Origin of the sequence: Segatella copri (assembly GCF_002224675.1) — a bacterium.
Lineage (GTDB): Bacteria > Bacteroidota > Bacteroidia > Bacteroidales > Bacteroidaceae > Prevotella > Prevotella copri_U.
The window spans coordinates 17,893-44,711 of the sequence record NZ_NMPZ01000011.1 but is presented as its reverse complement, the minus strand read 5'-3'; the positions used below and the strand labels follow the sequence as shown (position 1 = coordinate 44,711).

The 26,819-nt window shown below is 43.3% G+C and carries 18 protein-coding genes; 11 read left to right on the top strand and 7 right to left on the bottom strand.

All coding sequences use genetic code 11. The features are described 5' to 3' along the window. The first annotated feature begins 25 nt into the window (after nt 1–25). Together queA and folK are read left to right on the top strand one after the other, a co-directional pair. Nucleotides 26–1,210 carry a tRNA preQ1(34) S-adenosylmethionine ribosyltransferase-isomerase QueA gene (gene queA, locus CFT61_RS08420; protein ID WP_089543999.1) on the top strand — a complete coding sequence of 395 codons (1,185 nt, stop codon included), beginning with the start codon at nt 26–28 and terminating at the stop codon, nt 1,208–1,210. A 95-nt stretch (nt 1,211–1,305) separates the two neighbouring features. Beyond that, nucleotides 1,306–1,710 carry a 2-amino-4-hydroxy-6-hydroxymethyldihydropteridine diphosphokinase gene (gene folK / locus CFT61_RS08415; protein ID WP_089543998.1) on the top strand — a complete coding sequence of 135 codons (405 nt, stop codon included), beginning with the start codon at nt 1,306–1,308 and terminating at the stop codon, nt 1,708–1,710. A 122-nt stretch (nt 1,711–1,832) separates the two neighbouring features. Here the strand turns inward: folK and CFT61_RS08410 are convergent, their stop codons facing one another. Further along, entirely contained in the window at nt 1,833–3,413 is a 1,581-nt protein-coding gene (locus CFT61_RS08410; protein ID WP_089543997.1) for an ATP-binding protein, read from the bottom strand. Nucleotides 3,414–3,792: 379 nt separating this feature from the next. On the opposite strand from CFT61_RS08410, the gene CFT61_RS08405 reads away from it, so the two are divergent. Next, entirely contained in the window at nt 3,793–4,707 is a 915-nt protein-coding gene (locus tag CFT61_RS08405; RefSeq protein WP_089543996.1) for a hypothetical protein, read from the top strand. Between the two features lie 99 nt (nt 4,708–4,806). Here the strand turns inward: CFT61_RS08405 and rpsO are convergent, their stop codons facing one another. Further along, nucleotides 4,807–5,076, bottom strand: a complete 270-nt coding sequence (rpsO, locus tag CFT61_RS08400; protein ID WP_022122065.1) for a 30S ribosomal protein S15 — start codon at nt 5,074–5,076, stop codon at nt 4,807–4,809. 179 nt (nt 5,077–5,255) lie between these two features. Here rpsO and typA point away from each other — a divergent pair, with 179 nt between their 5' ends. From typA to CFT61_RS08370, 6 genes are all read left to right on the top strand, one after another. Next, a complete protein-coding gene (gene typA, locus CFT61_RS08395) occupies nt 5,256–7,058 on the top strand; it encodes a translational GTPase TypA (protein WP_089543995.1) in 1,803 nt (600 codons plus the stop codon). 171 nt (nt 7,059–7,229) lie between these two features. Further along, nucleotides 7,230–10,055 carry a two-component regulator propeller domain-containing protein gene (locus CFT61_RS08390; RefSeq protein WP_089543994.1) on the top strand — a complete coding sequence of 942 codons (2,826 nt, stop codon included), beginning with the start codon at nt 7,230–7,232 and terminating at the stop codon, nt 10,053–10,055. A 145-nt stretch (nt 10,056–10,200) separates the two neighbouring features. Further along, complete coding sequence (locus tag CFT61_RS08385; RefSeq protein WP_089543993.1) at nt 10,201–12,600, top strand: glycoside hydrolase family 2 protein; 2,400 nt, start codon at nt 10,201–10,203, stop codon at nt 12,598–12,600. 39 nt (nt 12,601–12,639) lie between these two features. Continuing rightward, the gene (locus CFT61_RS08380) at nt 12,640–15,693 is read left to right on the top strand and encodes a SusC/RagA family TonB-linked outer membrane protein (protein ID WP_089543992.1); all 3,054 of its coding nucleotides are present in this window, start codon (nt 12,640–12,642) and stop codon (nt 15,691–15,693) included. A 21-nt stretch (nt 15,694–15,714) separates the two neighbouring features. Further along, a complete protein-coding gene (locus CFT61_RS08375; RefSeq protein WP_089543991.1) occupies nt 15,715–17,493 on the top strand; it encodes a RagB/SusD family nutrient uptake outer membrane protein in 1,779 nt (592 codons plus the stop codon). Between the two features lie 105 nt (nt 17,494–17,598). After that, a complete protein-coding gene (locus CFT61_RS08370; protein WP_089543990.1) occupies nt 17,599–18,561 on the top strand; it encodes a bile acid:sodium symporter in 963 nt (320 codons plus the stop codon). A gap of 58 nt (nt 18,562–18,619) precedes the next feature. On the opposite strand, the gene CFT61_RS08365 is transcribed toward CFT61_RS08370, so the two are convergent. The 5 genes from CFT61_RS08365 to CFT61_RS08345 all read right to left on the bottom strand — a co-directional run bounded on the left by CFT61_RS08365 (nt 18,620) and on the right by CFT61_RS08345 (nt 23,283). Continuing rightward, nucleotides 18,620–19,528 (bottom strand): hypothetical protein, encoded by a 909-nt coding sequence (locus CFT61_RS08365; protein ID WP_142990597.1) that lies wholly within the window; start codon nt 19,526–19,528, stop codon nt 18,620–18,622. Nucleotides 19,529–19,550: 22 nt separating this feature from the next. Further along, nucleotides 19,551–21,068 carry an alpha-L-fucosidase gene (locus tag CFT61_RS08360; protein ID WP_089543988.1) on the bottom strand — a complete coding sequence of 506 codons (1,518 nt, stop codon included), beginning with the start codon at nt 21,066–21,068 and terminating at the stop codon, nt 19,551–19,553. A gap of 192 nt (nt 21,069–21,260) precedes the next feature. Next, complete coding sequence (locus CFT61_RS08355; protein WP_089543987.1) at nt 21,261–21,746, bottom strand: S-ribosylhomocysteine lyase; 486 nt, start codon at nt 21,744–21,746, stop codon at nt 21,261–21,263. A 26-nt stretch (nt 21,747–21,772) separates the two neighbouring features. After that, nucleotides 21,773–22,471, bottom strand: a complete 699-nt coding sequence (locus tag CFT61_RS08350) for a 5'-methylthioadenosine/adenosylhomocysteine nucleosidase (RefSeq protein WP_089543986.1) — start codon at nt 22,469–22,471, stop codon at nt 21,773–21,775. Nucleotides 22,472–22,605: 134 nt separating this feature from the next. Further along, complete coding sequence (locus tag CFT61_RS08345) at nt 22,606–23,283, bottom strand: porin family protein (protein ID WP_089543985.1); 678 nt, start codon at nt 23,281–23,283, stop codon at nt 22,606–22,608. A gap of 201 nt (nt 23,284–23,484) precedes the next feature. Here CFT61_RS08345 and CFT61_RS08340 point away from each other — a divergent pair, with 201 nt between their 5' ends. Then, nucleotides 23,485–25,995, top strand: coding sequence for a YfhO family protein (locus CFT61_RS08340; protein WP_089543984.1), 2,511 nt, complete (start codon nt 23,485–23,487; stop codon nt 25,993–25,995). After that, nucleotides 25,973–26,815 carry a GSCFA domain-containing protein gene (locus CFT61_RS08335; RefSeq protein WP_089543983.1) on the top strand — a complete coding sequence of 281 codons (843 nt, stop codon included), beginning with the start codon at nt 25,973–25,975 and terminating at the stop codon, nt 26,813–26,815. Before CFT61_RS08340 ends, CFT61_RS08335 begins: the two co-directional genes overlap by 23 nt. Nucleotides 26,816–26,819 lie beyond the last annotated feature (4 nt).

The window sequence follows — 26,819 nt, the reverse complement described above, 5'->3', positions numbered from 1 at the left end:
CTTAAGAAAGGAGATATAATATCACATGAAACTATCACAATTCAACTTTAAGTTGCCAGCTGCTCAGGTGGCACTTTATCCACATAAGACTAAGCGTGTGGTTAAGACTGCTAGTGGTGAACGTACTTTCGAGATTACCCGTCGTGACGAGTCTCGGCTCATGGTGCTCCACAAGAAGTCTGAAACCATCGAAATGTATAAGAAGGACGAGAATGGCAAGGATATGGTGGATGCTGATGGCAATCCAGTATTCCTGCAGTTCAAGGATATCGTCAACTATTTCGAAGAGGGTGATACCTTCATCTTCAATGATACGAAGGTATTCCCAGCGCGCCTTTATGGTACCAAGGAGAAGACTGATGCCAAGATTGAGGTGTTCCTGCTCCGTGAGCTGAATGCCGAGATGCGCCTTTGGGATGTGCTGGTAGAGCCTGCGCGCAAGATCCGTATCGGTAACAAGCTGTTCTTTGATGATGTCAACGAGATGGTAGCCGAGGTTATCGATAATACCACCAGCCGTGGCCGTACCCTCCGTTTCCTCTATGATGAGGATGGCAATCACGACGTCTTCAAGCGTTCGCTCTTTGCATTGGGTGAGGCTCCGCTTCCTCGCTATATCATCGATGCCCGTGAGGATCATCACGCTACAGAGGATGATATGGACGACTTCCAGTGTGTATTCGCCGATAAGGAGGGTGCCGTAACTGCTCCTGCTACAGGTCTTCATTTCTCTCGTGAGTTGATGAAGCGATTGGAAATCAACGGCATCAACGAGGCTTACATCACCCTGCATTGCGGATTGGGCAACTTCCACGAGATTGAGGTTGAGGACCTTACCAAGCACAAGATGGATTCTGAGCAGATGATTATCTCTAAGGAGGCTTGCGAACTGGTGAATAAGACCAAGCTGGAAGGTCATCGAGTATGCGCCATCGGTACCAGCGTGATGAAGGCTACGGAAACTGCTGTAGGTACAGATGGAATGATGAAGGAGTTTGATGGATGGACCAATAAGTTTATCTTCCCTCCATACGATTTCGGATTGGCAGACTGTGCTGTTGCCAACTTCTATCATCCAGAGTCAACCTTGATGATGTGTACCGCTGCCTTTGGTGGTTACGACCTGGTGTATGAGGCATACAAGAAGGCTGTGAAGAATGGCTATATGTTTGGTTGCTACGGTGACTCACTGTTGATACTTCCAGACTAAATGGTGGAATAAACAGTTTTTTGTACATATAGAAATAATTGATATTCAGTAGATAAGCTGAGTTATCCACAGTTTTCGTAAAAGTGTGAATAAGTATGTATAAAGTATATTTAAGCCTTGGCACGAATTTGGGCAACCGGAAGCGTAATATTCGTGAGGCTATCGATAAAATAGGAGAGCAGATTGGCGTGGTAGAGCGCCAGTCTGCTCTTTACGAAACCAAGCCTTGGGGCTATTCTTCTCCCAATGACTTCATCAATTCCTGTGTGCTGGTTCTCACCGCCATGGCCCCTCGCCAGGTGTTGGAGGCTACCCAGCGTATAGAGCAGGAGATGGGCAGAACCCTGAAGTCTGTAAATGGAGAATATCACGACCGCATCATCGATATCGACATTCTGATGATAGATAATCTGGTCATCGATGAGCCCGATTTCAAGATTCCTCATCCTCTGATGGAAGAACGCGATTTCGTGATGACTCCTCTGAAGGAGATATTGTAGATGATTCCACATAAAAAGGTTTTTATACCGGATATAAGATATAACTATTGGGGAAAAGCAAAATCCCATCGTTCTTGCGAGCGATGGGATTTTGCTTTTGTTTAAGTTATGTGACCAGTCAATCAGCAATCCAAAGCTATTTGCTTATCTGCTTCTTGCCAATCTATCAATCCTCTGTTTTCTTTGTCGAATACCAAAGCCAGGCAGATTCGTTTCTTCTTGCTGGCAGCATAAGCGTCAGCGTAGTGGCGGGATGCAATTTGCTCCACAGCCGCTTGAGCTCCTCCATTGTCCGCCATCTTCAGCTCCATGATATAGATGATTTCTGGCGTCTCTATGGCGAGGTCGATACGTCCACCAGCTACCTGCTTTTCTTCTTCAACGTTAAAACCGCAGATGTAGAAGAGGTTCTTGATGATGAATCGGAAGTGCTCTTCAAAGACAAACTGTTCTTTCTTCTGAGTACTGTAAGGAGTGCTGGCGATGAGTTGCTTCAGGCAGGTTACGCCCTCCTCTAAATTGCCAAGGATAAAATGCTGCTTCAGGTCTTGAATAGCATTCTCTGTCTCTTCCTTGTCGGTGTTGAGCATATTGGGAACAACCAACTCTAGAAGTGCTTTCTTTACTTCTCTGTTTGGAAATCCCAGTCTGTAGGTTTCTCCAATCACCCCTTTGATCGTCAGATAGCCTGATTGGTAAAGAAATAGCTTTGGATTGTCTTTGCTGATGTCTGCCGTTTCGATGTAATCCATGTCGATGAGGCTGCCGTCCAGTGTTTCTACATCTTTCTCAAAGTTGGTGAGTATTTTGGGCAGCATTTCTGTAGCACCGCTGGCAATCCAATAGGGTCTCAGACGACGTTCTTTTAAGGCACTGATGACACTGAACGGATTGTAAACACCCTGCAGACTTTCTGAGAAATGATAACCATCATACATATCTTTCAGTTCATGCATGGTCTGGTCGATATCCCACTTCTTTTGGACAGCTAATACCTGGATTTCATCTTTCAGATTTTCCAAGATCTCTTCTTTCGTTAATCCGCAGATGGTAGCATAGCAGTTGTAAAAGCTGATATTGCTTAATGTGTTGAGAACGCTGAACAGACTAATTTGCGTAAACTTGGTGATTCCTGTAAGGAAGACACACTTGATGCAATAGCCGTAGTCTTTTAGACCTGTGAAGAAGTCACGATAGAGATTGCGGCATTTTTCGTGTCTATCTGTCAGATAGGAGTGCTGTAAGGGTGCATCATATTCATCTACCAATACGGCAACTTGCTCTCCCGATTGTTGGTAAGCTCTTTCTATGATACCGGTAAAACGGTTGCTGAGCGTAGCTTCTGTGGCGCGTTTGCCGTAGATTTCTTCATATTTGGTTAATGTATCATCCAGATAATGGTATAATGATTCTGCATCAGAACCTCCAAGGTTCATGCTGAAATGGATGACAGGGCGCTTGATCCAATCTTTCTCCAGTTCCATGATCTTAAGTCCTTCGAAAAGTTCTTTCTTGCCTTCGAAGTAGCATTGGAGTGTGGATACCAGAAGCGATTTACCGAAGCGTCGTGGGCGACTTAGAAAGTTATACTTGTCACCATTGGCGATTTGCCAAACCATATCTGTCTTGTCTGCGTAAAGGTAACCACCCTTGCGCAGTTCTTCGAAATTCTGTATTCCTAATGGCAACTTTCCTCTAGTCATAATTACACCTTATTATATATATGTTGCAAAGTTAGCAATAAAAAATGAAATGGCGATATAAAAGCGGAGAAAAAATAAAATGAAAGCCGAAATAAGAGTAGAAAATGAAAAATCCCATCGTTCGGTTGCTACTTCTTAAGGATAAAGACAGATGGTGGTGTGTGTCATTCCGTAAAAATCAGCGTCAAATGATATAAAATTGCCTATTTACGCATTGGTACCTTTACTTTTCTAGGCAAAAAGCTTGGAAGTTATTGCTTAATTCCCTATCTTTGCAAGCAAGAATTAGTAAAGGCGTCTTTCTCTTTTTCTAAGGATAAAGGCTCTTTCTAGGAACGAACTGACAATTATTTAATTAATAACATAAACCGATACAATTATGAAGAAATCCATCATTTTCGCATTGCTGCTCTCTCTGTTGAGCGTACAGCAAATCCATGCACAGAAGTGGCTCAAGAAATTGGGCAAAGTGGCAGAAAACGTGCTTGCTAATGACCAGAAGACTACCAGCAAGGCGTCTGGCTCTATCCCTGGGTGTACTGTAAAATATACCAGTTGCGTAGCTAATGGCAACGATGTCCATATCAACTTCGTGATAACCAATACCACTTCCAGTGAACTCAAAATGTACTTCAATGCATTTGATGACGGTTCTTGTGCTTTTGATAGCAAGAATGTCAAACATCAGATGCACTTCTATTTGGGTGGCGATAAGTTAGGTCACTATTCTGATAAGATGCTTCCTCCTAATGTTCCTGTCAAGGGTATTATGGTGATAGAGGATGTAGATCGCACCATTAAGCAGATTAATTCTACTCTTGTCAAGGGTAAGGCTAATGATGTGGAGTTTGCTGTTAAGTTGCCTACCCAGGTAGTGGCAGATGTCAAGAATACCAATTCCGATTTGGTTACCTGCTCATTGCCTGAGTTGCAGTTCAATTTCTTGAAGTGTGTTCGTCAGGGCAGGAATGTGGTAATCACTGCTACATTCAAGAATATCGGCAACAAGGAGTATGAAATTTCAGCTTATGGCGATACTCCTACTGTATATGATGATGGTGGCGATGCTTATGAGTGTGATCAGGAAACAACCCTCTTGGGCAAGAATCGATGGTTAGGCTATAATTGGTATACCTTGCTCGCTGGTATCCCGATGAAGGCTACGTTTGTCATCAAGAATGTCAGCACCAGTGCCACCGAGTTCAGCGTTGTCAAGATCCCGTTCAAGTACAAGTCTAATGGCGAGACCCCTCAGTATGTAGAGTTCCGCAATTTGCCAATCTCAGCGCAGTAAGTAGCAATCTTAATAAGTTGATATAAAAAGAAAAATCCCATCGTTCTTGCGAGCGATGGGATTTTTAATTCTGTTAAGCAATGTGTCTGCTTTCGCTGATTACTTACGAAGACCGAGGGCCTTGATGATAGCACGATAGCGATTGATGTCGCGATCATACAAGTAATCGAGCAATGCACGACGCTTTCCTACAAGCTGTGTCAACGCACGTGTTGTAGTATAATCTTTACGGTTCTTCTTAACGTGCTCCGTCAAATGAGCAATACGGTATGAGAACAATGCTATCTGGCTCTCAGCTGAACCAGTATCAGAGTTAGACTTTCCGTACTTGCTAAAGATCTCTTCTTTTTTTGCTTTGTCTAAATACATAGCTGTGATACTTAAAATTTAATTATTATGAATGAATGTTATGCACATTAGGACCTTCCTCACGGTGGTTTCCATTAAAATGCGGTGCAAAGGTACAACTTTTCAGTGAATTATGCAAATTTTTCGGGATTTTTTTGTAATTTTGCACCCAAATTCATTAAGTATTTAAGGTAAACGAAATGCAAGACATTAGAAACATTGCAGTTATTGCACACGTTGACCATGGTAAAACTACCTTGGTTGACAAGATGATGCTCGCCGGTAAGCTGTTCCGTGACGGCCAGGATAACAGCGGCGAAGTGCTCGATTCCAACGACTTGGAGCGCGAGCGTGGTATAACCATTCTTTCAAAGAATGTGTCTATCAATTGGAAAGGTACAAAGATTAATATTCTCGATACTCCAGGACACTCTGACTTCGGTGGTGAGGTTGAGCGCGTGCTCAACATGGCAGACGGATGCCTCCTCCTCGTCGATGCTTTCGAGGGTCCGATGCCTCAGACTCGTTTCGTGCTGCAGAAGGCTTTGCAGCTCGGACTGAAGCCTATCGTTGTGGTTAATAAGGTAGATAAGCCTAACTGTCGCCCTGAAGAGGTGTACGAGATGGTGTTCGACCTGATGTGCGACCTCGATGCTACTGAGGAACAGCTTGACTTTACTGTGGTTTACGGTTCGGCAAAGAATGGCTGGATGAGCGAGGACTACAACAAGCCAACAGACAACATTGACTATCTGCTCGACAAGATTGTGGAGATTATCCCTGCTCCTAAGCAGTTGGAGGGTACTCCTCAGCTCTTGATCACATCTCTTGATTATAGCTCTTACACCGGTCGTATCGCCGTAGGTCGTGTACACCGTGGTACTTTGAAGGATGGTATGAACGTAACAATCTGCCATCGTGACGGAACTCAGGAGAAGACCAAGATCAAGGAACTCCATACCTTCGAGGGTATGGGTCATAAGAAGACAGACCATGTGGATTCTGGCGACATCTGTGCCGTTGTCGGTTTGGAGAAGTTCGAGATTGGTGATACCATCTGCGACTACGAGAACCCAGAGCCACTTCCTCCAATCGCTGTAGATGAGCCTACCATGAGTATGCTCTTCACCATCAACGATTCTCCTTTCTTCGGTAAGGAGGGTAAGTTCTGTACATCACGCCACATTCAGGAGCGCTTGAACAAGGAGTTGGAGAAGAACCTCGCTCTTCGTGTTCAGCCTTACGAGGATACCACTGATAAGTGGATTGTTTCTGGTCGTGGTGTGCTCCATCTCTCTGTGCTCATTGAGACCATGCGTCGTGAGGGCTATGAGCTTCAGGTAGGTCAGCCACAGGTTATCTACAAGGAGATTGACGGCGTGAAGTGCGAGCCTATCGAGGAGTTGACCATCAACGTACCTGAGGAGTTCGCTTCTAAGATGATTGATATGGTTACCCGTCGTAAGGGTGATATGACTTCTATGCTGAACATGGGCGAGCGTGTGGATATCGAGTTCGATATTCCTTCACGTGGTATCATCGGTCTTCGTACCAATGTGCTCACTGCTTCTCAGGGTGAGGCTATCATGGCTCACCGCTTCAAGGAGTATCAGCCATACAAGGGCGAGATTATCCGCCGTTCCAACGGTAGCATGATTGCGCTGGAGACAGGTACTGCCTATGCTTACGCCATCGATAAGCTGCAGGATCGCGGTAAGTTCTTCATCGACCCAGGTGAGGAGGTTTACGGCGGCGAGGTTGTTGGTGAGCATGTTCACGACAACGACTTGGTGGTTAATGTAACCAAGGCAAAGCAGTTGACCAACGTCCGTGCTTCTGGTTCTGACGACAAGGCTCGCGTGATTCCTAAGACCGTGATGAGCCTTGAGGAGTGCCTGGAGTACATTCGCGAGGATGAGTACGTAGAGGTAACTCCTAAGAGTATGCGTATGCGCAAGGTGATTCTCGATCACTTGGAGCGCAAGCGTAGTAATAAGGATTAAGCTATAGCTTATATATAAATGGATCCGTGAGAATTCCCCTCTAGTCGATTACTTAGGTATTCGATTGGCAGGGGATTCTTTATATTCTATATGGGTATGATATAGGTCATGAAAGTCTATCTTTGTATTGTCTTAATGTAATTAACGGTCATTTTAAAGAATAACTTACTTATGGCAAAAAATAAAAAACTAGATGTTATTTATATAATAAGGTGTATTTTTATATGTATTAGCTTTTGCACTTATAATGATGTAAAAGCTCAGCATATGGTGGCACGTCCTATTCCTTTTTTCTATCAGTTGTATTCTAATGAGGTCTTTGATATCTATCAAGATCGAACTGGATACTTGTGGTTTGGTATGACATCAGGTTTGGCTAGGTATGATGGTTATCGTTTACATACATTTAGATCTAATTATAAACATCCAGATTTATTGTCTGATAACCGTGTTGTATATATTACAGATAATGATCGTTATGTGTGGATAGCTACTGGTGTAGGAATTACTTTATACGATAAGCAGACTTGGAAGACAACGAAGATACTAGATAAAAAAATAAAAGATTTAGCAATTACGGATATTGTCACCAATCCCTCTACAGAAGAAGTTTGGGTAGCTGCAGGCAATCATGTTTTTCGTTGTTCCCCAGATGGGAAACAGGTTGTTGCTTATGGTTTGCAAAAAGATTCCCATGATATAGGTTTCCGCCAATTGTATGTGGATCGTGATAATCGCCTTTGGGCAATGACCTATTGTGGATTGTTTGCTTATGATAAGATACGTAATTCCTTTATAAAATATCCCCCAATGCCTCAAGGTGCTACTCCCTATACAATGTTACAGGACAAGCAGGGACATTATTGGATTGGTACTTGGGGTGATGGATTGTGGCTTTTTAATCCTAAGGCGTCCGACTCTACATGTTATCAGCGACAGATAGTAAAAATCTCCGGTACGAATGCAGAAGATAAGATTTTCTTTAGTATGGCTCAGGATGATCAGTTAGGCTATTTATGGATGCTTTCTTACGATGAGTTACACGCAATGAAATACCAGAAAGGTAAATTGGTACCAGTTGATATATCCGGAATTATAGATTCTCATAAGATGTTCACTATGATATTGAAAGATCGTGAAGGAAATCTTTGGTTGGGTTCATATGATATGGGATATACAATTTACTTTGATCATTCTGGAGCTGTGAGTTATACATTACCTAATCTGAAGGAGACGCTTCAGCATGATGCTAATATTGTTAATCTCGGTTATGATGGAGCTGATATGCTATGGATGGGACAAGATCGTTATGGGGTATTGCTCTATGATTTAAAGAATGGAACTATGACATCCGGAAGTACTCTTGGTTTGGGAGAGGTTTCTTTGATGAAGCGTTCTCATACAGGTGGAATGTGGTTGAAACTACGTAATCAAAATCGCCTAGTCAAGGCTGTAAGAAAGTCTCATGCGATTCAATTGGGAGAGGATGTTCAAATGAATGCTGTATTGGCAAATCCTGGTGAGATTGTAGATATGAATGAAGATAAAAATGGCAATTTATGGATTCTTACTTCAACGAATTTATATGTTCGTAAGCCTCATGCTGCAGCTGTTTATACATCAGGCAAGGATATTCTTCGTCCTGATGCGTTTACGGTGGATAATAAGGGTAGCGTTTGGGGTGTAAAAGGGAATAATATCTATCGGTATTCTTTCGATGGTCATAGTATTGTTTCAAGAACCGTAGGAAATATGAAAGTTTTGTCTGTAGGTGAATTGCCAGAACATCTATGTGTAGATAAGTTAGGTGCATTATGGGTAACTACTTCTTTGAGCAGATTGGTTAAAAGTGATGTTTCCAAAACGAAGTTTCATAGTCAGAATTATAGCCATTTATCCGATGGTGCTCTTTTGTCTATACAGTCTTCTGGAAATAAAATTTGGATATTGACTAATAAAAAGCTATTGAGTATTGATATCCATACTCTCAGAGAAACGAGTTATGAAGCCAATAGCGAGAATATTGCTGTGAAAGCTTTTCGTGGTTCAGCTCTTTGTCCAGATTTGAATGGAGGTGTCTTTGCGGGGGGACATAATGGATTTGTACATATCAAGCATGATCCTGATAAACAAGAACTACCTCATAACTTTGGTTTCCGTGTATCTGATGTTCTCTTAAATGATATGAGTATGATGTTTGATAATCCGGACGAAGATAGCCATGAGGGTATTATATATTTACCTGCAGATAGTAGAAATATAAAAATATGTGTGGCATCTTTACTTTATGCTCCTGGTAGGATTGAAAATGTGCAATACAAATTGGAAGGGGTAGATCCTGATTGGATGAATCTTGATATGAAAAATAGTTTTGTTTTTTATAGCAGTCTTCCTTCTGGTAAGCATCGTTTTATGGTGAGGTGGCAGAAAGCTGATGGCTCCTGGACCGATGCAGAAAAAATTATGCTTCTTGTGCGCAGACCAGCCTTTTATGAAACTACGACGGCTTTTGTCATTTATGTCCTATTGGCACTAGTTGGTATATATTTCATAGTCCATTTTGTGCGTCGCCGGGCTAGTCTTTCAGCTTTGCGCCATTATCATAATCAGGCAAGAGTAGAACGGTTGATAGAGGAGAGTCATTTAAAGCAGCAGATGCCTGAAATGTCTGAGGCAGATAAAGCTTTTGTAAAGAATGTGATGAACTTGATAGAAAAGCATATTGACGATTCTGGATATGGTCAGGAACAGTTAGCACATGACCTGTTGCTTTCTCGTTCTACTTTATATCGAAAGATTAAAGCGATATCAGGAATGTCGCCTTTGGATTTTATTCGAAACGTAAAAATGAAAAAAGCATGTACAATGTTGGGACAGCATAAACTGTCTATTTCTGAAATAGCTTACTCTTTAGGTTTTACAAATCCTAAATATTTTACGAAATGTTTTAAGGATGAAATGGGACAAACACCATCTGAATATTTAAAACAGAACTAAATAGGGTATTCAATTGCTTCAATAGGGGTTCTTTTTGTGTCATAGAGCTAGAAATAGCCCTCGATGATACAAAAAGGATCCCTATTTCTTTTTTCTTTTTCCTTATTTTGCACTCGAGATTTCTTAACATTTAAACTTGATTGATATGAAAAAGGAAATAAAAAAAAGAGTGCTTATCATTATGCTGATGATGGGATTTGGATGTTTGCTTCCTGCTGTTATGTATGCGGCAGGATTGCCGAGAAAGACACTTATAGACTCATCATGGAAATTTTTCTTGGGGGATGAACAGGCTGCTTCTAAATCAGACTATAATGATTCAAAGTGGCGTATTGTGAACTTACCACATGATTGGAGTATAGAACATTCAATAGACGAAAAGGCGCTATCTGGTAATGATGGGGGATATCGGGTGGCTGGTATTGCCTGGTATCGTAAAGAGCTAATGGTTCCTGCAGCTCTTAAGGAAGAGAAGGTATATCTTTATTTTGAAGGGGTGTATATGAACTCTTCAATATATGTGAATGGTCAATTAATAGGTGGGCATCCTTATGGATATACTTCTTTCTTTTGTGATGCGACCTCTGCAATTATACCAGGTAAGAAAAATGTTGTGGCTGTAAGAGTAGATAATTCACAGCAAAAGAACTGCCGCTGGTATTCTGGTTCAGGCATTTATCGTCATGTATGGCTTATTCATACACCCAAAGTTCATATAGAGAATTGGGGAGTGGCCGTTCATACACCGCAAGTTTCTGTATCTCAAGCAACTGTTCAGGTAAAAACTATGTTGAATAATGAAACTCCTGTGGATAAGGAAGTGAAAGTAACTGTAAAGGTTGCCGATGCAGAAGATGCAGTTTCTACAGTGATAATACCTGCTAGAGGCAAAAAAGAAGTTATACAGAAATTGAAGGTATCTCACCCTAAATTATGGGACATCAATGCCCCAAATCTTTATGATGCACATATATCTATTCTGGATAATGATAAGATAATCGATACATATAGCCAATCATTTGGTATTAGAACGATTCATTACTCAGTGAAAGGCTTTTTCTTGAATGGCAGGAAGTTAGATTTAAATGGTGGTTGTGTGCATCACGATAATGGAATTTTAGGTGCAGCCGCTTTTGATAGGGCTGAATTTAGAAAAGTACAGATGATGAAGAGTGCTGGTTTCAATGCTTTACGTACTTCGCATAATTTGCCATCAGAAGCTTTCCTAGAAGCATGTGATCGCTTGGGAATGCTTGTAATTGATGAGGCGTTCGATGGATGGCGTGAGGCTAAAACTCCACATGACTATGCCTCGCTTTTTGATAAGTATTGGCAGCAGGATATAGAAGGAATGGTTCTTCGTGATCTAAATCACCCATCAATTATAGCATGGAGCATTGGTAATGAGGTCATTGAACGAAAAAAAATAGAAGTTGTTACTACTGCTCATAAGTTGGCTAGTAAGATTCGTGAATACGATAATCGTCCTATCACTTCTGCGTTGGCTGCTTGGGATAGTGCTTGGGAAATCTATGATCCTCTAGCTGCAGAACTGGATATTACGGGTTATAACTATATGATTCATAAACATGCGGAAGATCATCAGCGTGTGCCTGATAGGGTTATGTGGCAGACTGAATCTTATGCCAAGGATACCTACCAAAATTGGTCGTTGGTTCATGATTTTGATTATATTATAGGTGATTTCATCTGGACTGGTATAGATTATTTGGGTGAATCTGGTATCGGAAGATGGTGGTATGATGGGGATGTACCAGGTGAACATTATGAGCGTCCTCTTTATCCATGGCATGCGGCCTATTGTGGCGACATCGATTTGACGGGGTGGCGTAAGCCGATTTCTCATTATCGAAATCTTTTGTATAATGATACGGAGAAACTGTATATGGCAGTAAGAGAGCCAGATGGTTATTATGGAAAAATCAGAACTGGACTTTGGACAGCTTATCCTACCTGGGAGAGTTGGAATTGGCCAGGTCATGAAGGAAAAAATATTGAGGTTGAGGTTTATTCTAAATATCCGATAGTACGTTTATACCTGGATGATAAATTAGTTGGTGAAAAAGTTGTCGGTCGTGAAACGGAGATGAAAGCTGTTTTTTCATTGCCATTTAAACCAGGAACTTTGAAGGTCGAGGGGGTTGAAAATGGAGTAGTTAAAGATGCTAAAATGCTGTCTTCTGCCTCTGAGCCAGTTGCTATTCGTACTAAGGTTGAAAATCGAGAGATGAAGGCTGATGGAACAGACTTGTCTTTTGTTCAAATAGAAATTGTTGATAGGGAAGGTCGTGTATGTCCTAATGCATCTGTTGAGTTGGAAGCTATTGTTACAGGTTCTGGAGTGTTGGCTGCTTTAGGAAATGCTGATATTAAAGATCCTGACACTTATGCGGATCAAATCCATAAGTCTTGGAAAGGGCGTGCTCTTGCAGTTGTACGAAGTACGAAAAAGGCAGGAAAAGTAAAGCTTACGATAAAATCAAAGGGCTTGAAAACTTCGGCTGAAATCATACAATCTCGATAGAAAAGGTATATAACTATAACAATTAATACGATAAAATTTATGAAGAGTTACAGAGTTTTTTCTTTATTTCTAGCGTGTGCGATGTCCACTACGATAATGGCACAGTCCAGGAATGTACAGGGACGAATCGTAGATGCAAAGTCTAACGAACCTTTAATTGGTGTAACCGTTAAGGAAGCTGGTACTAGTCATGGTGTAGTAACCGACTTAGATGGAAGTTTTACTATATCGGTAAGTCCTGATGCTAATTTGTTAGTTTCTTATGTAGGTTATAAAAATCTGCAAGTGCCTGTAAAAGGTAAGAATAAACTGATGGTCCTTTTAGAGGAAAATAGTGAAATTCTTAATGATGTTGTGGTTGTTGGATATGGAGTGCAAAAGAAAGCTACCCTTTCTGGAGCTGTGACCAGTGTGAAAGGTGAAGATTTGGTGAAAGCACCTGTTACCAATGTCAGTAATGGATTGGCTGGTAGATTACCTGGTGTCTTTGCCATATCTAATACTGCTGAGCCAGGATATGATGGATCTACAATTCGCATTCGTGGTGTGAATACTTTTGGTAATGCAGAGCCATTGGTTGTTGTTGATGGAGTACCTGGTCGTTCTTTGGAACGCATTGACCCAAGTACGATAGAGTCGCTTTCTGTAATGAAGGATGCTTCTGCTGCAATTTATGGTGCACAAGCTGCTAATGGTGTTATTATTATTACAACCAAACGTGGCAAACAGGGAAAGCCTACCGTTGATTTCTCTTATAATTACGGTTTGTCTCGCCCTACAACTGTACCTGAGATGTGCAATGCGGCAGAATATGCTACTCTTTTGAATGAGATTGATTCTTATGCAGGCAATATGCCAAGATATACTGCAGACGAAATCAAAAAGTTTGCGGATGGTTCTGACCCTTGGTCATATCCTAACACCGATTGGTTTGCAGAAACGCTAAAGGATTGGTCACCTCAGAGTAATACCAATGTATCGGTATCTGGTGGCACTGAGAGAACAAGATATTTCCTTAGTATGTCAGCTAAAACGCAAGATGGATTCTATCGTCATAGTGCAACTAAATACAAGCAATATGATTTACGTTCCAACTTTGATGTAAATTTGGCTAAAGGATTAGATTTGACAGCTAATCTGTCTGGACGTCTCGAAGATCGAAAGTTTCCAACACGTTCTTCTGAGAACATCTTCCGTATGTTGATGCGTTCAAAACCAAATATGCCTGCTTATTGGCCTGATGGAACTCCCGGACCTGATATAGAATTTGGTGATAACCCTGTGGTTATTTGTACAGATCAAACAGGTTATGATCGTGACAAGCGTTATGTATTAAACGGAGATTTCGGTTTGAACATTCAGATTCCTTATATTCAAGGTTTATCTTTGAAGTTGGGTGCTTCTTTTGACAAAACATTCCGTTTCAGAAAGATTTGGCAGACCCCTTGGTATCTCTATTCTTGGGATGGAACTTCTTATGGTGAAAACGGACAACCTTTGCTTCAAAAAGGAAAGAAAGGATATGATGATGCTCGTCTCAATCAGTCTTCAGAGAATAATTATAATATTCAGTTGAGTGCTATCTTGAATTATAATCGTAATTTTGGAGAGGATCATATTCTGAATGCTACTTTGGGTGTAGAGCGTATTAAAGGACGTGGCGATTCCTATGAGGCATATCGTCGATACTATATTTCAACAGCTATTGATGAACTTTTTGCTGGTGGACAAAGTGAAATTAATAATACGGGTTCTAGTTATACTGAGGCTCGACTTAATTATTTTGGTCGATTGAATTACGCTTATAAGCAGAAGTATTTAGCAGAAGTAGTCTGGCGTTATCAGGGATCTTATATCTTTGATCAGTCTAATCATTTTGGCTTCTTTCCTGGTGCTTCTTTAGGCTATGTGATTTCAGAAGAAGATTATTTCAAGAAGATGTTGCCTTTCGTCCACTTTGCAAAGATTCGTGCGTCTTGGGGGCAGACGGGTAATGATCTCATTAATGCCTATCAGTATCTTGCATCTTATTCTTATAACAATCTGATGTATATAACGAATTCTGGTGCAACTTATAATCAAGCATTGAAAGAAAATGTAGTGCCAAATAAGAATGTTACATGGGAGACAGCTACACAGGAGAATATTGGATTGGATCTGCAATTCTTGAAAGGAGAACTTGCTTTCACCATCGATTATTTCCGTAATACCCGTAAAGATATATTGTGGCATCGAAATGCTTCTGTTCCTAGTACTTCTGGTATGACTTTGCCTGATGAAAATTTGGGAAGGGTGCGTAACCAGGGTGTTGATTTTGATCTGAGTTATCATCATCGTTTTGGTGATGTTATGTTTAATGCAGGATTGAATGGAGTATATGCCAAGAATAAAATTTTGTTCTGGGATGAGGCTCCTGGAGCTCCTGATTATCAAAAATCAACAGGTATGCCTATTGGTGCAGGTTTGGTTTACAAGGCTGTTGGAATCTATCAGACACAAGAAGAGATTGACAGCAATCCTGCTCATTGGCCTGGTGCTCGTCCTGGTGATATTAAGTTTGCTGATATAAATGGTGACAATAAACTGGATGGTAATGATCGTATCCGATATGGTCGTACAAGTGTGCCAACTTTTACCTATGGTATTAATCTAGGCGCTCAATATAAAGGATTCGATGTTACCGCATTGTTACAGGGAGCAATGGGAGGTGTTTTCTTTCAATCTACGGAGTCTGGTGATTTTGGTAACTTCTTGAAAAGTTTCTATGATAATCGTTGGACAGAAGAAAATCATAGTACATCCTATCCACGCACATACAATCGCTCAAATGAATATTGGGTTAATCAAAGTAATACCTTCTGGATTCACAGTAGTGATTATATCCGTTTAAAAAACGTAGAGGTGGGCTACACATTACCTAATGTGTTGACAAGTAAAATCAAAATAGAGCGTTTGCGTTTTTATATAAATGGTTACAATCTGCTTACTATTGCACCTTGTATGAAGGACTATGATCCTGAGAATACCAGCGGTAGAGGATATAACTATCCATTGAGTAAGATTATTAATTTCGGTGCGTCAATTACATTCTAATTATTCTAATGATATATAAATATGAAAAAGATATTGTTTTTCTTAGCAATAGTCGCTTTGCTATTTTCTGCATGTAGTGATGAATTCTTAAATGTAACGCCTAAAGATCGCTATTCTGATGCAACTGTATGGAAAGATAATTCCTTGGCAAATGCTTTCGTGAATAATATTTACGAAGGACAGTATTATGGCTTGCATTCGGTTATGTTCTCTGCGATTGACGATCAGGCAATGGAAGTTTGGTCATGGGAAAGTCAGCCTGTAGTTAACAATGCGATAAGTCCTAGCTATCTAGGTATTTTAGCGCCAGATTTTTGGATTATTGCATTCCATAATGTCAGTTGGAATAGTCTTTATAAGAATATTCGCAATTGCAATCTTTTCTTCCAGCGTGTTGCAGATAATGGGCTGAATGGTTCTGATATAGACCAGCTAAAGGGAGAAGTTCATTATTTAAGAGCTTATTATTATTCCTGGTTGTTAAGCTTTTATGGGGGTGTTCCTATTTTACCCAAAGCTTATGAAGCTGAGGATGATATGCTTGTTAAAAGAAATACTTTAAAAGAAACAGTTGATTATATCATTTCGGATCTTGATTCCGCAGCTCAAGTTTTACCTATCTCTACAGATAAGGCTAGAGCTAGTAAGGGAGCTGCTTTGGCATTAAAGTCAAGAGTTCTGCTTTATGCAGCAAGTGATTTGTTTAATTCTCATGCTTCTTGGACTTCTGGCTATGCAAATCCTGAGTTGGTGAGCTATACCGATGATAATCGAAAGGAGCGTTGGCTGAAAGCCAAGGAGGCTGCAAAGGCTGTTATTGACTTAGGTGTTTATAAGCTTGTGGGTGAAGGTGGGTTCTCTACACCGGAGGAGGCAATTAGTAATTATGAGCAGTTGTTTATCAATCATGGTAATTCAGAGGATATCATGCTTACATATTATGATAATGTCAATCATAGTACTAGCGATTTCCAATGTCCTAGTTTTGGTAAATTTAACAGCCCGAATGGTTATCATGGTTGGGGAGGAAATGTGCCAACCCAACAGATGATTGATTCTTATGAGATGGCAGATGGTACTAGATTCAGTTGGAGTAATCCCGATCAGGCTAAGCATCCTTATTTGAATCGTGATCCTCGTTTTTATGCTACTGTACTTTATGATGGGGCTTTATGGAAGAAACGTCCAGATGATGTATATGCTTCTGATCCGATAGGAAAGATTCAGACGGGATATTATGAGCAGGAAAATGGTTTCTACACCCCAGGTCTTGATACGCGTAATAGTCCTATTGATGATTGGAATGGTACTTATACAGGCTATTATATGCATAAAGGTATAGATCCTAATATGGACCAACAGTATGAATATCAAAAGTACCCTTATCGGCAGATTCGCTATGCAGAAATATTGCTTAACTATGCTGAGTGTTGCATTGAATTAGGTGAGTATGCTGAGGCTCGTAAATATATTAATATCATTCGCAAACGTGCTAATATGCCTGATTTAGATGAATCGATAACTGGTAATGAACTGCGTGATCGTTATCGTAACGAACGAAATATAGAGCTGGCATATGAACAGAATCGTTTCTTTGATATTCGTCGATGGATGATTGCTCCAGATGTTATCAAGAATGCGCAAGGTATTGATATCCGTTACCCAAAGGGAAGTGATACTCCTATATATAGTATAAAGGAAGTGCAGACTCGTTCATGGAACAATAAAAACTATCTGCTTCCTATTTCTCTTGATGAAATGCAGAAAAATGCTAATTTAATACAAAACCCTGATTATTAATGGGGATTATATCCAAATAAGATTGCACATCGCAAAATAAACATCAATTTATTTTGCGATGTTTTTTTTTAACGTAACTTTGCAGCCAATTTAGAAGTTGTGTTTATGGATATAATATCATTCTTTAGAAAGTTTTCGTTGCCCTGTTCTCTTGTATTGGGAGCCGTGGGCTATCTGATCTTCGCCAATGTTCCTTTCCTGGAACCTTTGGGCGATGCGGTGGGACCGAAGCTGGTTGATATGATGCCGTGGGTGCTCTTTGCCTTGCTCTATGTTACCTTCTGTAAGATTGAAATCAAGGAGATGAAACCGAAGGCTTGGCATTTTGTATTGCAGCTGATCAGAACCAGTCTGGCATTGGCGATGGTGGTGCTGATTTTCGAATTCGGCGATGATTATGAAACCAAGCTGGTGCTGGAGGGAGCCTTTATCTGCTTTATCTGTCCTACGGCGGCTGCCGTGGCGGTGGTGACGGAGAAGTTGGGTGGAAGCATCGGCTCGTTGACAACTTATACGGTGATAGCCAATGTCTTTACGATGGTGATTATTCCGAGTCTTTTCCCGATGGTGGAGAAGGGGGCAGATGTTTCCTTTCTTTTTATGAGTGCGATGGTGTTCAGAAACGTAACCACGGTACTGGTGGTACCTTTGCTCCTGGCTTTGCTGAGCCGCAAGTTTCTGCCTAAGTGGGTGGATAAGGTGAAGAGCGTGAAGGATCTGGGCTTCTATATGTGGTGCTTCAACCTTACTATCCTGATGGGCGAGACGGTTCGCAATATCCTACATGCCGAGGTTTCGGGATGGATTCTTGCCTTGCTGCTCATCGTTCCGCTCTTTGTTTGTATTATCCAGTTTGCCATCGGTAAGGCGGTGGGCAGACATTATGATGCGAGCATCAGTGCTGGTCAGGCTTTGGGACAGAAGAATACCATTGTGGGCATCTGGCTCACCCTAACTTTCCTGAATCCTCTTGCCGCCGTAGCACCGGGCGCCTATGTGGTTTGGCAGAACCTGGTGAATGGCTGGCAACTGTGGTATAAGGAGAAATATGGAAAACTGAAGTGGTAGCAATAAAAATAGGGTGTGACATGAATCTATGCCACACCCTAATTTTTTATAGAGAATTTTATTTGCTTGTAGAAATAAAGATGCACTCGATGGTTACGTTGCCATCCATCCATTTGGCTGGAATGGTGAAGGTGCCATCCTTGGCGATATCTGTCTTCTTGAGCGATTCTGTCTGATCACCATGGGTAATGGTGAAGTCACCATAGGTGAATCCTGGAGCAGGAACCATCTTTACCTTGAATGGCTTGCCGTATGCCACCTTGTGGTTGTTGAGGGTTGTTCCATCTGCCGCAGTTACCATACCATTGCGGTTAGCCTCGGTTACTGAAACAAACTCACTGTGAGCCTTTTTCTTGGCAGTACCTTCACTCTTCAGCAAGGTGATGCGAGGAGCGTTGGTCAGGTGGATATTGATGTCATCGATATAGACCAGGGCATCCTCCTTCATCTCATGAGGAGACTCTGCGTGAGGAACTACTACCAGGCTATAGATGTCTACACCTTCTGCACTCTTGATTGGGAAAACGGCATCAGCCCACTGACCTGCAGGAACAGGAGTGGTTGACTTGATCCAGAACTGCTCCACTTCCTGCGATTGTCCGGCTCTGTCTCTTCTCTTTCCGAGACCTACCAGCATCACTCTGCCTTCCATCGGACGGTTGATCAGTACGTGAACTACTTTTCCAGATGGACCGAGTGCAATCGGCTTCTTCAGATCTATTCTTGCACCGAAGATGTTGGAAGCCAGGCGTGAACGCTGGAAGCCGAGCACCTTCTTGTTAGGATTGTTGGTGAGGTCTGGATTATCCACAACTTCGCAGTTGCCCGCCAGTTCTCCTGTGCGGAATGGGGAATGCTCCCATCTGTCGTAAACTCCCACGGATTTGTAATCCTGGGTGTCGAACTTAATTTCTTGTCCCATTGCAGCCAATGGTAACAAACACAATGCTATGAGTAATTTCTTCATATTCGTAGTGTAGAGTCAAAGTTTAAAATACTTTAATGGAATGTAACAATGGGCAAGCCTTGCTGTCGTCGATGACAACCTTCAGGCCTTTCACCTGATAACCCTTGCCGTAACTGTCGGATGTGCTGCCGTTCAACGGGATGATGCGCTTGTATCCGATGGTGGTAGTAGTGCACTTCTCTGCGATAGGTTTCCATGTCTTTCCATCTTCTGAGATTTCGATATGGAACTTTCTTACTCGCTGACCCTTGCGGATATATTCCATCATATCCACATAGCGAACGGTCTGTGGCTTGTCCCAGTTGAAGGTGATGGTAGCCTGCTTCACGCCGTCATCAGTAGCCCAATAGGTATTCTTGTTGTTATCGGTCAGGTTCTTGGCTGCATAGTTGCGGTTGGCACCAGCCTTTCGGGTGTTGCTTACAGTAACCTTTGCCTTCCGTGCCAGGTCCTTGCCTAGACGGGTACGAATCATGTTGCCCATTTCCTTGAGCACGCGAACGTCGATCTCTGGCAACAGACCACTCTTGTCCGGAGGGCAGTTGAGAATCAAGGTAGCATTTCTGCCTACAGTCTCCAGATACATCTGGAAGAGGCGCTCTACAGAGAGAGGCTTCTCGCCCTCGTGCCAGAACCATCCCTTGTCGGTGAGCTTGGCATCGCTCTCACCTGGGTCCCACTGCCAGCCGTCCTCTGTACCATACATTCCGTTGCTTTCTGGTGCATAGCCTCTTTCGTCGGTGAGCCAGTTGGTTTCGCCAGCCCATCCTGCCTCGTTGCCGATCCATCTTGCCTCAGCACCCACACCCCAGAGGATGATGTCTGGACAAACCTTGTGGATAGAGTCTCTGAGGTTAGGAATATCATAATAGGTAGAACGGTCTACGTTTACGGTCGTATTGCGTCCGCCGTAGTATCCGTCGCCACCGTTGGCACCATCAAACCACATTTCAAACTGGTCTTTGCCATACTGTGCCAACTCCGCGCACTGGCGCAGGAAAACATCGTTTACATATTTCTCAGTACCATAGTATTGGCTGTTTCTATCCCATGGAGAAACATAGAAGCCGTACTTCATACCCAGACTGCGGGCTGCCTTGGCAAAGTCGCGAGGAATGTTGGTAGTCTTGCCATTCTCATTGCCGGCATTGACGATGGAATGGTCAGTAGTAGATGTAGGCCAGAGGCAGAAACCGTCATGATGCTTGACTACGGCGATACCGCCCTTCATGCCAGCAGCCTTTACAGCTTTGAGCCATTGAGTAGGGTTAGGCTTCTTGGTAGGTGCAAAAAGGGTTACGTCTTCACTTCCGAGTCCCCATTCTCTGTTGGTATAGGTATTCATGCCATAATGGAAGAAGGCATAGAATTCTGTCTCCTGCCATTTCATCTGGCGATCGCTAGGAACCGGGAACACAGCTGTTGGCTCGTTGTCTGGATTAGGCAACGACTGCTGCTTTACTTGGAAAACACTCTGGGAGTGGCCAGCCATGGCAGTCATGACGAGGGACACCCCTATAAAAACTTTTTTGATGTTCATGGTTGTTGTATTTAAATCGATACACTTTAATCTTACCATAATAATAGATGTATATAATAGTTATTGATGCGATTGGTGATTGTTACTAATGATTCATCTGCAAAGATAGGAGTTTTATAAATAGTAACAAAACTTTTCTGGTTAATTAAATATAAACGCCCGCAATTTTGCTTTGCGGGCGTTTGTATAGGGTTAGTCTTGTGTAGGATAAATCAAATTTTCTTCGGTGATGCAGTTGAGCACCTCTTCCAAATATTTTTTCGATTCATACTTTGCCATAGGCAGGTCGTGGAGCAGATAGTTACCGCAATCCTTGGCTGCCTGTCCTGGAATTTCTCCTTCGAAGTCGGCGATGAACTGGAAAGTGCGCTTCATCAGTTCTACGATGTCCTTGCTCTCCAGGTCGCCCTTGATGAGGAGGTAATTGCCGGTGAGGCATCCCATTGGTCCCCAGTAGATGATGCGGTCTTTCCACTCCTCGTCGTTACGCAGGTAGGTGGCAGCCAGGTGCTCGATGGTATGGATGGCACCGTTGTGGAGGCAAGGCTCCTGGTTAGGCACCTTCATACGGATATCGAAGGTGGTGACTACTTCTCCGCCTACTTCGTCCTTGCGGCTTACGTAGATGCCGCGGAGCAACTTGTTATGATTGATAGTAAAACTTGGAATCTTATTCATATAGTTTATAATTTACAATTTATAGTTTACAGACTTTCGAGAAAAGCCTTGGTGACATTGAATGATCCTTCTGCCATTTTAGCCCAGAAGTCGAAGTACTGCTGTGCCTTGGTATCCTTCAGAGGTACATCGCTGATGATGCGGAAGGAGATGAAAGGAGTCTTGTAGATGTGGCAGGTCTGTGCGATGGAGCAGCTTTCCATATCCACAGCCATAGCGTGAGGGAAGTGCTCCAAGATAGAGCGCATCTTCTCCTTGCTATCTACGAACCATTCTCCGCTTACAATCTGTCCGGCATGAATCTTGGGATGCTGGTTGTCTGGCTGTTCATTGATGGCAAGTGCCTTTTCTACATACTCCTTAGGGGTCTTGAAGAGGGCAGGCATACCGAGAATCTGTCCATACTCGCATTCGTCACCGCAGTAAGCATCGTGATATACACAGTCGGTAGCTACCACCACTTCGGTAACATTGAGGTTGATGTCTGCGCCTCCAGCCACACCCGAAGAGATGACGAGGTCTGGGTGGTAATTATCAATCATTTCCACAGCTCCGATGGCGCTGTTTACCTTTCCGATGCCGCACTGCTGCATCACTACTTCATTCTCGCCGATTTTTCCGATGACGAAGTCCTTATGATTCTTTCGCTCAGTCTGCGATTCTGTCAATAATGTCTTGAGTTGCGTGAACTCCTTGTCCATTGCAACGATAATTCCTATTTTCATATCGATTTATTTCTATTCTGGGTGCAAAGTTACAAAATAAATCCCATAAAAAAACATTTCCCCACCTATATTTTATAATAGGCAGAGAAATGTTACATGATGATATTGCAAACTACGAAAAATGTAGGGTTCTGTTAGAAGTTCACTCCAAAATTGAGCAAGAGGGCTCCATTGTGCGATTTGTCAAAACTGTCGTGGCAGATGTTGGCAAGGCCGATGTCGTAGGTGAGGTCAGCATAGAACATATCGTAGCCGATGCCGCAACCGATGCGCAGACCGCCATCCAGACGGCGGAAGTTGTCGCTGCGGAAGGAACTCTGGGCCTCTCGCTCGGCAAAGTTCTTGATCTTGCCACCTACACCCACGGCGAAGTAACCGCCGAATTGTGGCTGGATGGAGAAGTGGTCATCTACATCATACTTGTATTTCAACACCGCAGGAATCTGCAGGTAGTTGAGGTCGTAGGTCATCTTCTTGCCGGAAACCAAATCTTTCTTGCCACCTTTTTCTATATAGGAGAGACCTGTCTCCAGATACAGAGGCGCTGTATCCGTGAGCGGAATGCCGGCAACAACGCCTACGTTGAGACCCGTCTGCCAGTCACCGCCATCCAGACGGGGATCATCCGAATTCACGTAGGTGAATGCCGGACCGATTCGGAAACCGAAGTATGGAGCACCGTAACTGTGGTTGTATCTGTAGTCGAGATGTCCCGTCTTCTTGTTGTAATATCTACTATTCTTATAGTTCTGAGCTGTTGATGGAATCACTGCCAGGAGTATTGCCATCATGATAAATGCGATTCTTTTCATATTGATGTGATTTTAATTATTATCTGGTGCAAAGGTATGGATTTTCGGTCATCTTGCAGCGTGAGAATCCCTATAATGATAGGGGGAAAACCCTATTGCGTCTTTTCTTCGATAAAAAAAGTAAAAAGTTTCTTTTATTATTTTGTAGTGTCTTCATTTCTCATTATCTTTGCACCAAATTATAAACGTTTATAGAAAAAGATGAAATTATTGAAGAAGTATCTACTGGATATTCTGGTAGTGATTGTTTTTGCAGTGATCTCTTTCGTGTACTTCATGCCTGCCGACATGGACGGACGAATTCTGTTCCGACACGACTCGGCGGCGAGCAAGGGATTGGGACATGAGAAAGAGCTTTTCCAACAGCAGACTGGCGAGACAACCCGTTGGACCAACTCTGTGTTTGGTGGTATGCCAACCTATCAGATGTCGCCTTCGTACGGCAGTACCCAGGTGCTCAGCCAGGTAACGAAGGCTTATCATCTGTGGTTGCCTGATTATGTATGGTATGTGTTTGTCTATCTCCTGGGCTTTTATATCATGCTCCGTGCCTTCGATTTCCGACAATCGCTGGCGGCGCTGGGTTCCATCATCTGGGCATTCTCATCCTACTTCTTTATTATCATTGCTGCAGGTCATATCTGGAAGGTATGGGCTTTGGCCTATCTGCCTCCTATGATCGCGGGTGTGGTACTGGCTTATAGGGGTAAGTATCTGAAAGGTCTGCTCCTCACCGCCATCTTCTCGGCTTTCGAGGTGAATGCCAACCACGTGCAGATGACCTATTATTATCTCTTCATCATCCTCTTCATGGTGATTGCCTTTCTGGTAGATGCCATCAAGAAGGGGGAACTCGCCCGCTTCGGCAAGGCGACTGCGGTATGTGTCGTGGGTGCCCTCATCGGTATCTCGCTCAACCTCTCCAACCTGTATCATACCTGGCAGTATGGTCAGGAAACCATGCGTGGAAAGAGCGAACTGGTGAAGAAGAATACTGCTAACCAGACCAGCAGTGGTTTGGATAGAGACTATATCACCCAGTGGAGCTATGGTATTGATGAAACCTGGACGCTCCTGATTCCTGATGCCAAGGGTGGTGCTTCCGTACCTCTCGCCCAGAATACGCAGGCGATGGAGAAGGCGGATCCTAACTTCGTGCAGATTTATCAGCAGCTCGGACAGTACTGGGGCAACCAGCCTGGTACGAGCGGTCCTGTATATGTAGGAGCATTCGTATGTATGCTCTTCATCCTCGGTTTGTTTATTGTCAAGGGTCCGATGAAGTGGGCATTGCTGGCTGCCACCATCCTGAGCATCCTGCTCTCCTGGGGTAGAAACTTCATGCCGTTCACCGATTTCTTCCTTGATTACATTCCGATGTATGCCAAGTTCCGAACGGTGGCTTCTATCCTCGTGATAGCCGAGTTCACCATTCCGTTGCTTGCCATGATGGCTTTGAAGAAAATCATTGATGAGCCAGAGATTCTCACCAGTAAGATCAAACTGGTATATGCCAGCTTTGGTCTGACGGCAGGCTTCTGTCTGCTCTTTGCCCTGATGCCGGGTGTCTTCTTCCCTGATTTCATTTCCGTTCAGGAAACTCAGGCGTTGCAGCAGTTGCCGGCAGAATACCAGGGACCGCTCATGAGCAATCTCATCGAGATTCGCAAGAGCATCTTTACTTCTGATTGCTGGCGCTCGTTCTGGGTCATCGTCATCGGTTCAGCCTTCCTGCTGCTTTACAAGATGAAGAAGTTGGGTGCTGAGTATATGATTGCCGGCATCGCCGTACTCTGTCTCGTAGATATGTGGATGGTGAACAAGCGTTATCTCTACGATGATATGTTCGTAGATAAGAACGTGCGCGATACTCCTCAGCAGATGACGGAGACCGATAAGATTATCTGCCGCGACAAGGCGCTCGATTACCGTGTGCTCAATCTCGCTTCCAATACCTTCAATGAGAACGAGACCTCTTATTACCACAAGAGCATCGGCGGTTATCATCCAGCCAAGCTCCGTCGCTATCAGGAGATGATTGATGCACATATCGCTCCTGAGATGCAGAAGACGATGAAGGCTGTGGCCGAGGCTGGTGGTGATATGACCAAGGTGAATGGCGACAGTATCTTCCCTGTATTGAACATGCTCAATACCAAATACTTCATCCTGCCTTTGCAGGGCGGTCAGACGGTTCCTGTACAGAATCCATATGCCTATGGTAATGCGTGGTTCGTGGATGAGGTGCAGTATGTCAACAATGCCAACGAGGAGATTGATGGCGTGGGCAAGGTCAACCTCCGTCATGTGGCAGTGGCTGATGCCAAGTTCAAGGAGCAGCTGGTTCAGAGCGTGAAGCAGGATGACACTTCGGTGGTGAAGATGATCCAGTATAAGCCAAACAACCTCACCTACGAGGTGAAGTCGAGCAAGGGTGGCGTCATCGTCTTCTCTGAGATTTACTATCCTGGATGGACTGCTACCGTAGATGGTCAGCCTGTAGAACTGGGCCGTGTGGATTATATCCTCCGTGCCATCAACGTGAAGCCGGGCAACCACAAGGTGGTGCTCGATTTCCATCCTCAGTCGCTCAAGAATACAGAGATGGTAGCTTATATCGGCTATGGTGTTCTGGTACTCCTTATTATAATAGGTATAGGAGTGGAAATCAAAAAGCGCAAGAAGACAGATGCAGTTTCGAACAGAAATTGATATTCCGAAGGCCGACTTCGAGATACAGCCGGCAGAGCAGATGCTCTTCGTGGGTAGTTGCTTTGCCGACAATCTGGGTCGCCGATTCGTGGAGAATCGCTTCCGTGCTACGGTGAATCCCTTCGGTGTGATGTATAATCCGGCAAGCATTCTCCATACGGTAGAGAAATGCGCCGAGGTGCATCCTCGTGTGGCAGTCTTTACGCTGGGTACGAATCACGTGTATATTCTGAAGGAAACGGGCGAGATCGTGGATAACTGCCAGAAGCGCCCCCAGCGCCTTTTCGAGGAAAGGGAACTGAGTGTAGAGGAATGTGCTGCGTATCTGCAAAAGGCGATTGATTTGCTGAAGCAACGAGGTTTGAAAGATAAAACATCGGAAGATGAAGCTTTCGATACCGGCTTGAAGGTAATCATAACCGTAAGCCCCATCCGTTATGCCAAATACGGCTATCATGGAAGTCAGCTTTCGAAGGCTACGCTTCAGTTGGCTGCAGACCGCTTGGTGAAGGCGAATCCTGGTGTGGTGAGCTATTTTCCTGCTTACGAAATCATGAACGATGAACTTCGTGATTACCGATTCTACAAGGAAGATATGCTGCACCCGAGCGATCAGGCAGTAGAATATATCTGGGAGAAATTCCGGGAAACCTATTTCGGCAAGGCTGCCGAGCAGTTCCTGGAAGACTGGCGTCCCATCCGGGAAGCCCTCGGACACAAGCCCTTCAACCCCGATAGCGAGGAACATCAGAAGTTCGTCGCCAGAACGGAAGAAAGGAAAAAATGGTTCGAGAAAAAGTATGGGTTAGTGACGGGCTGAAAGC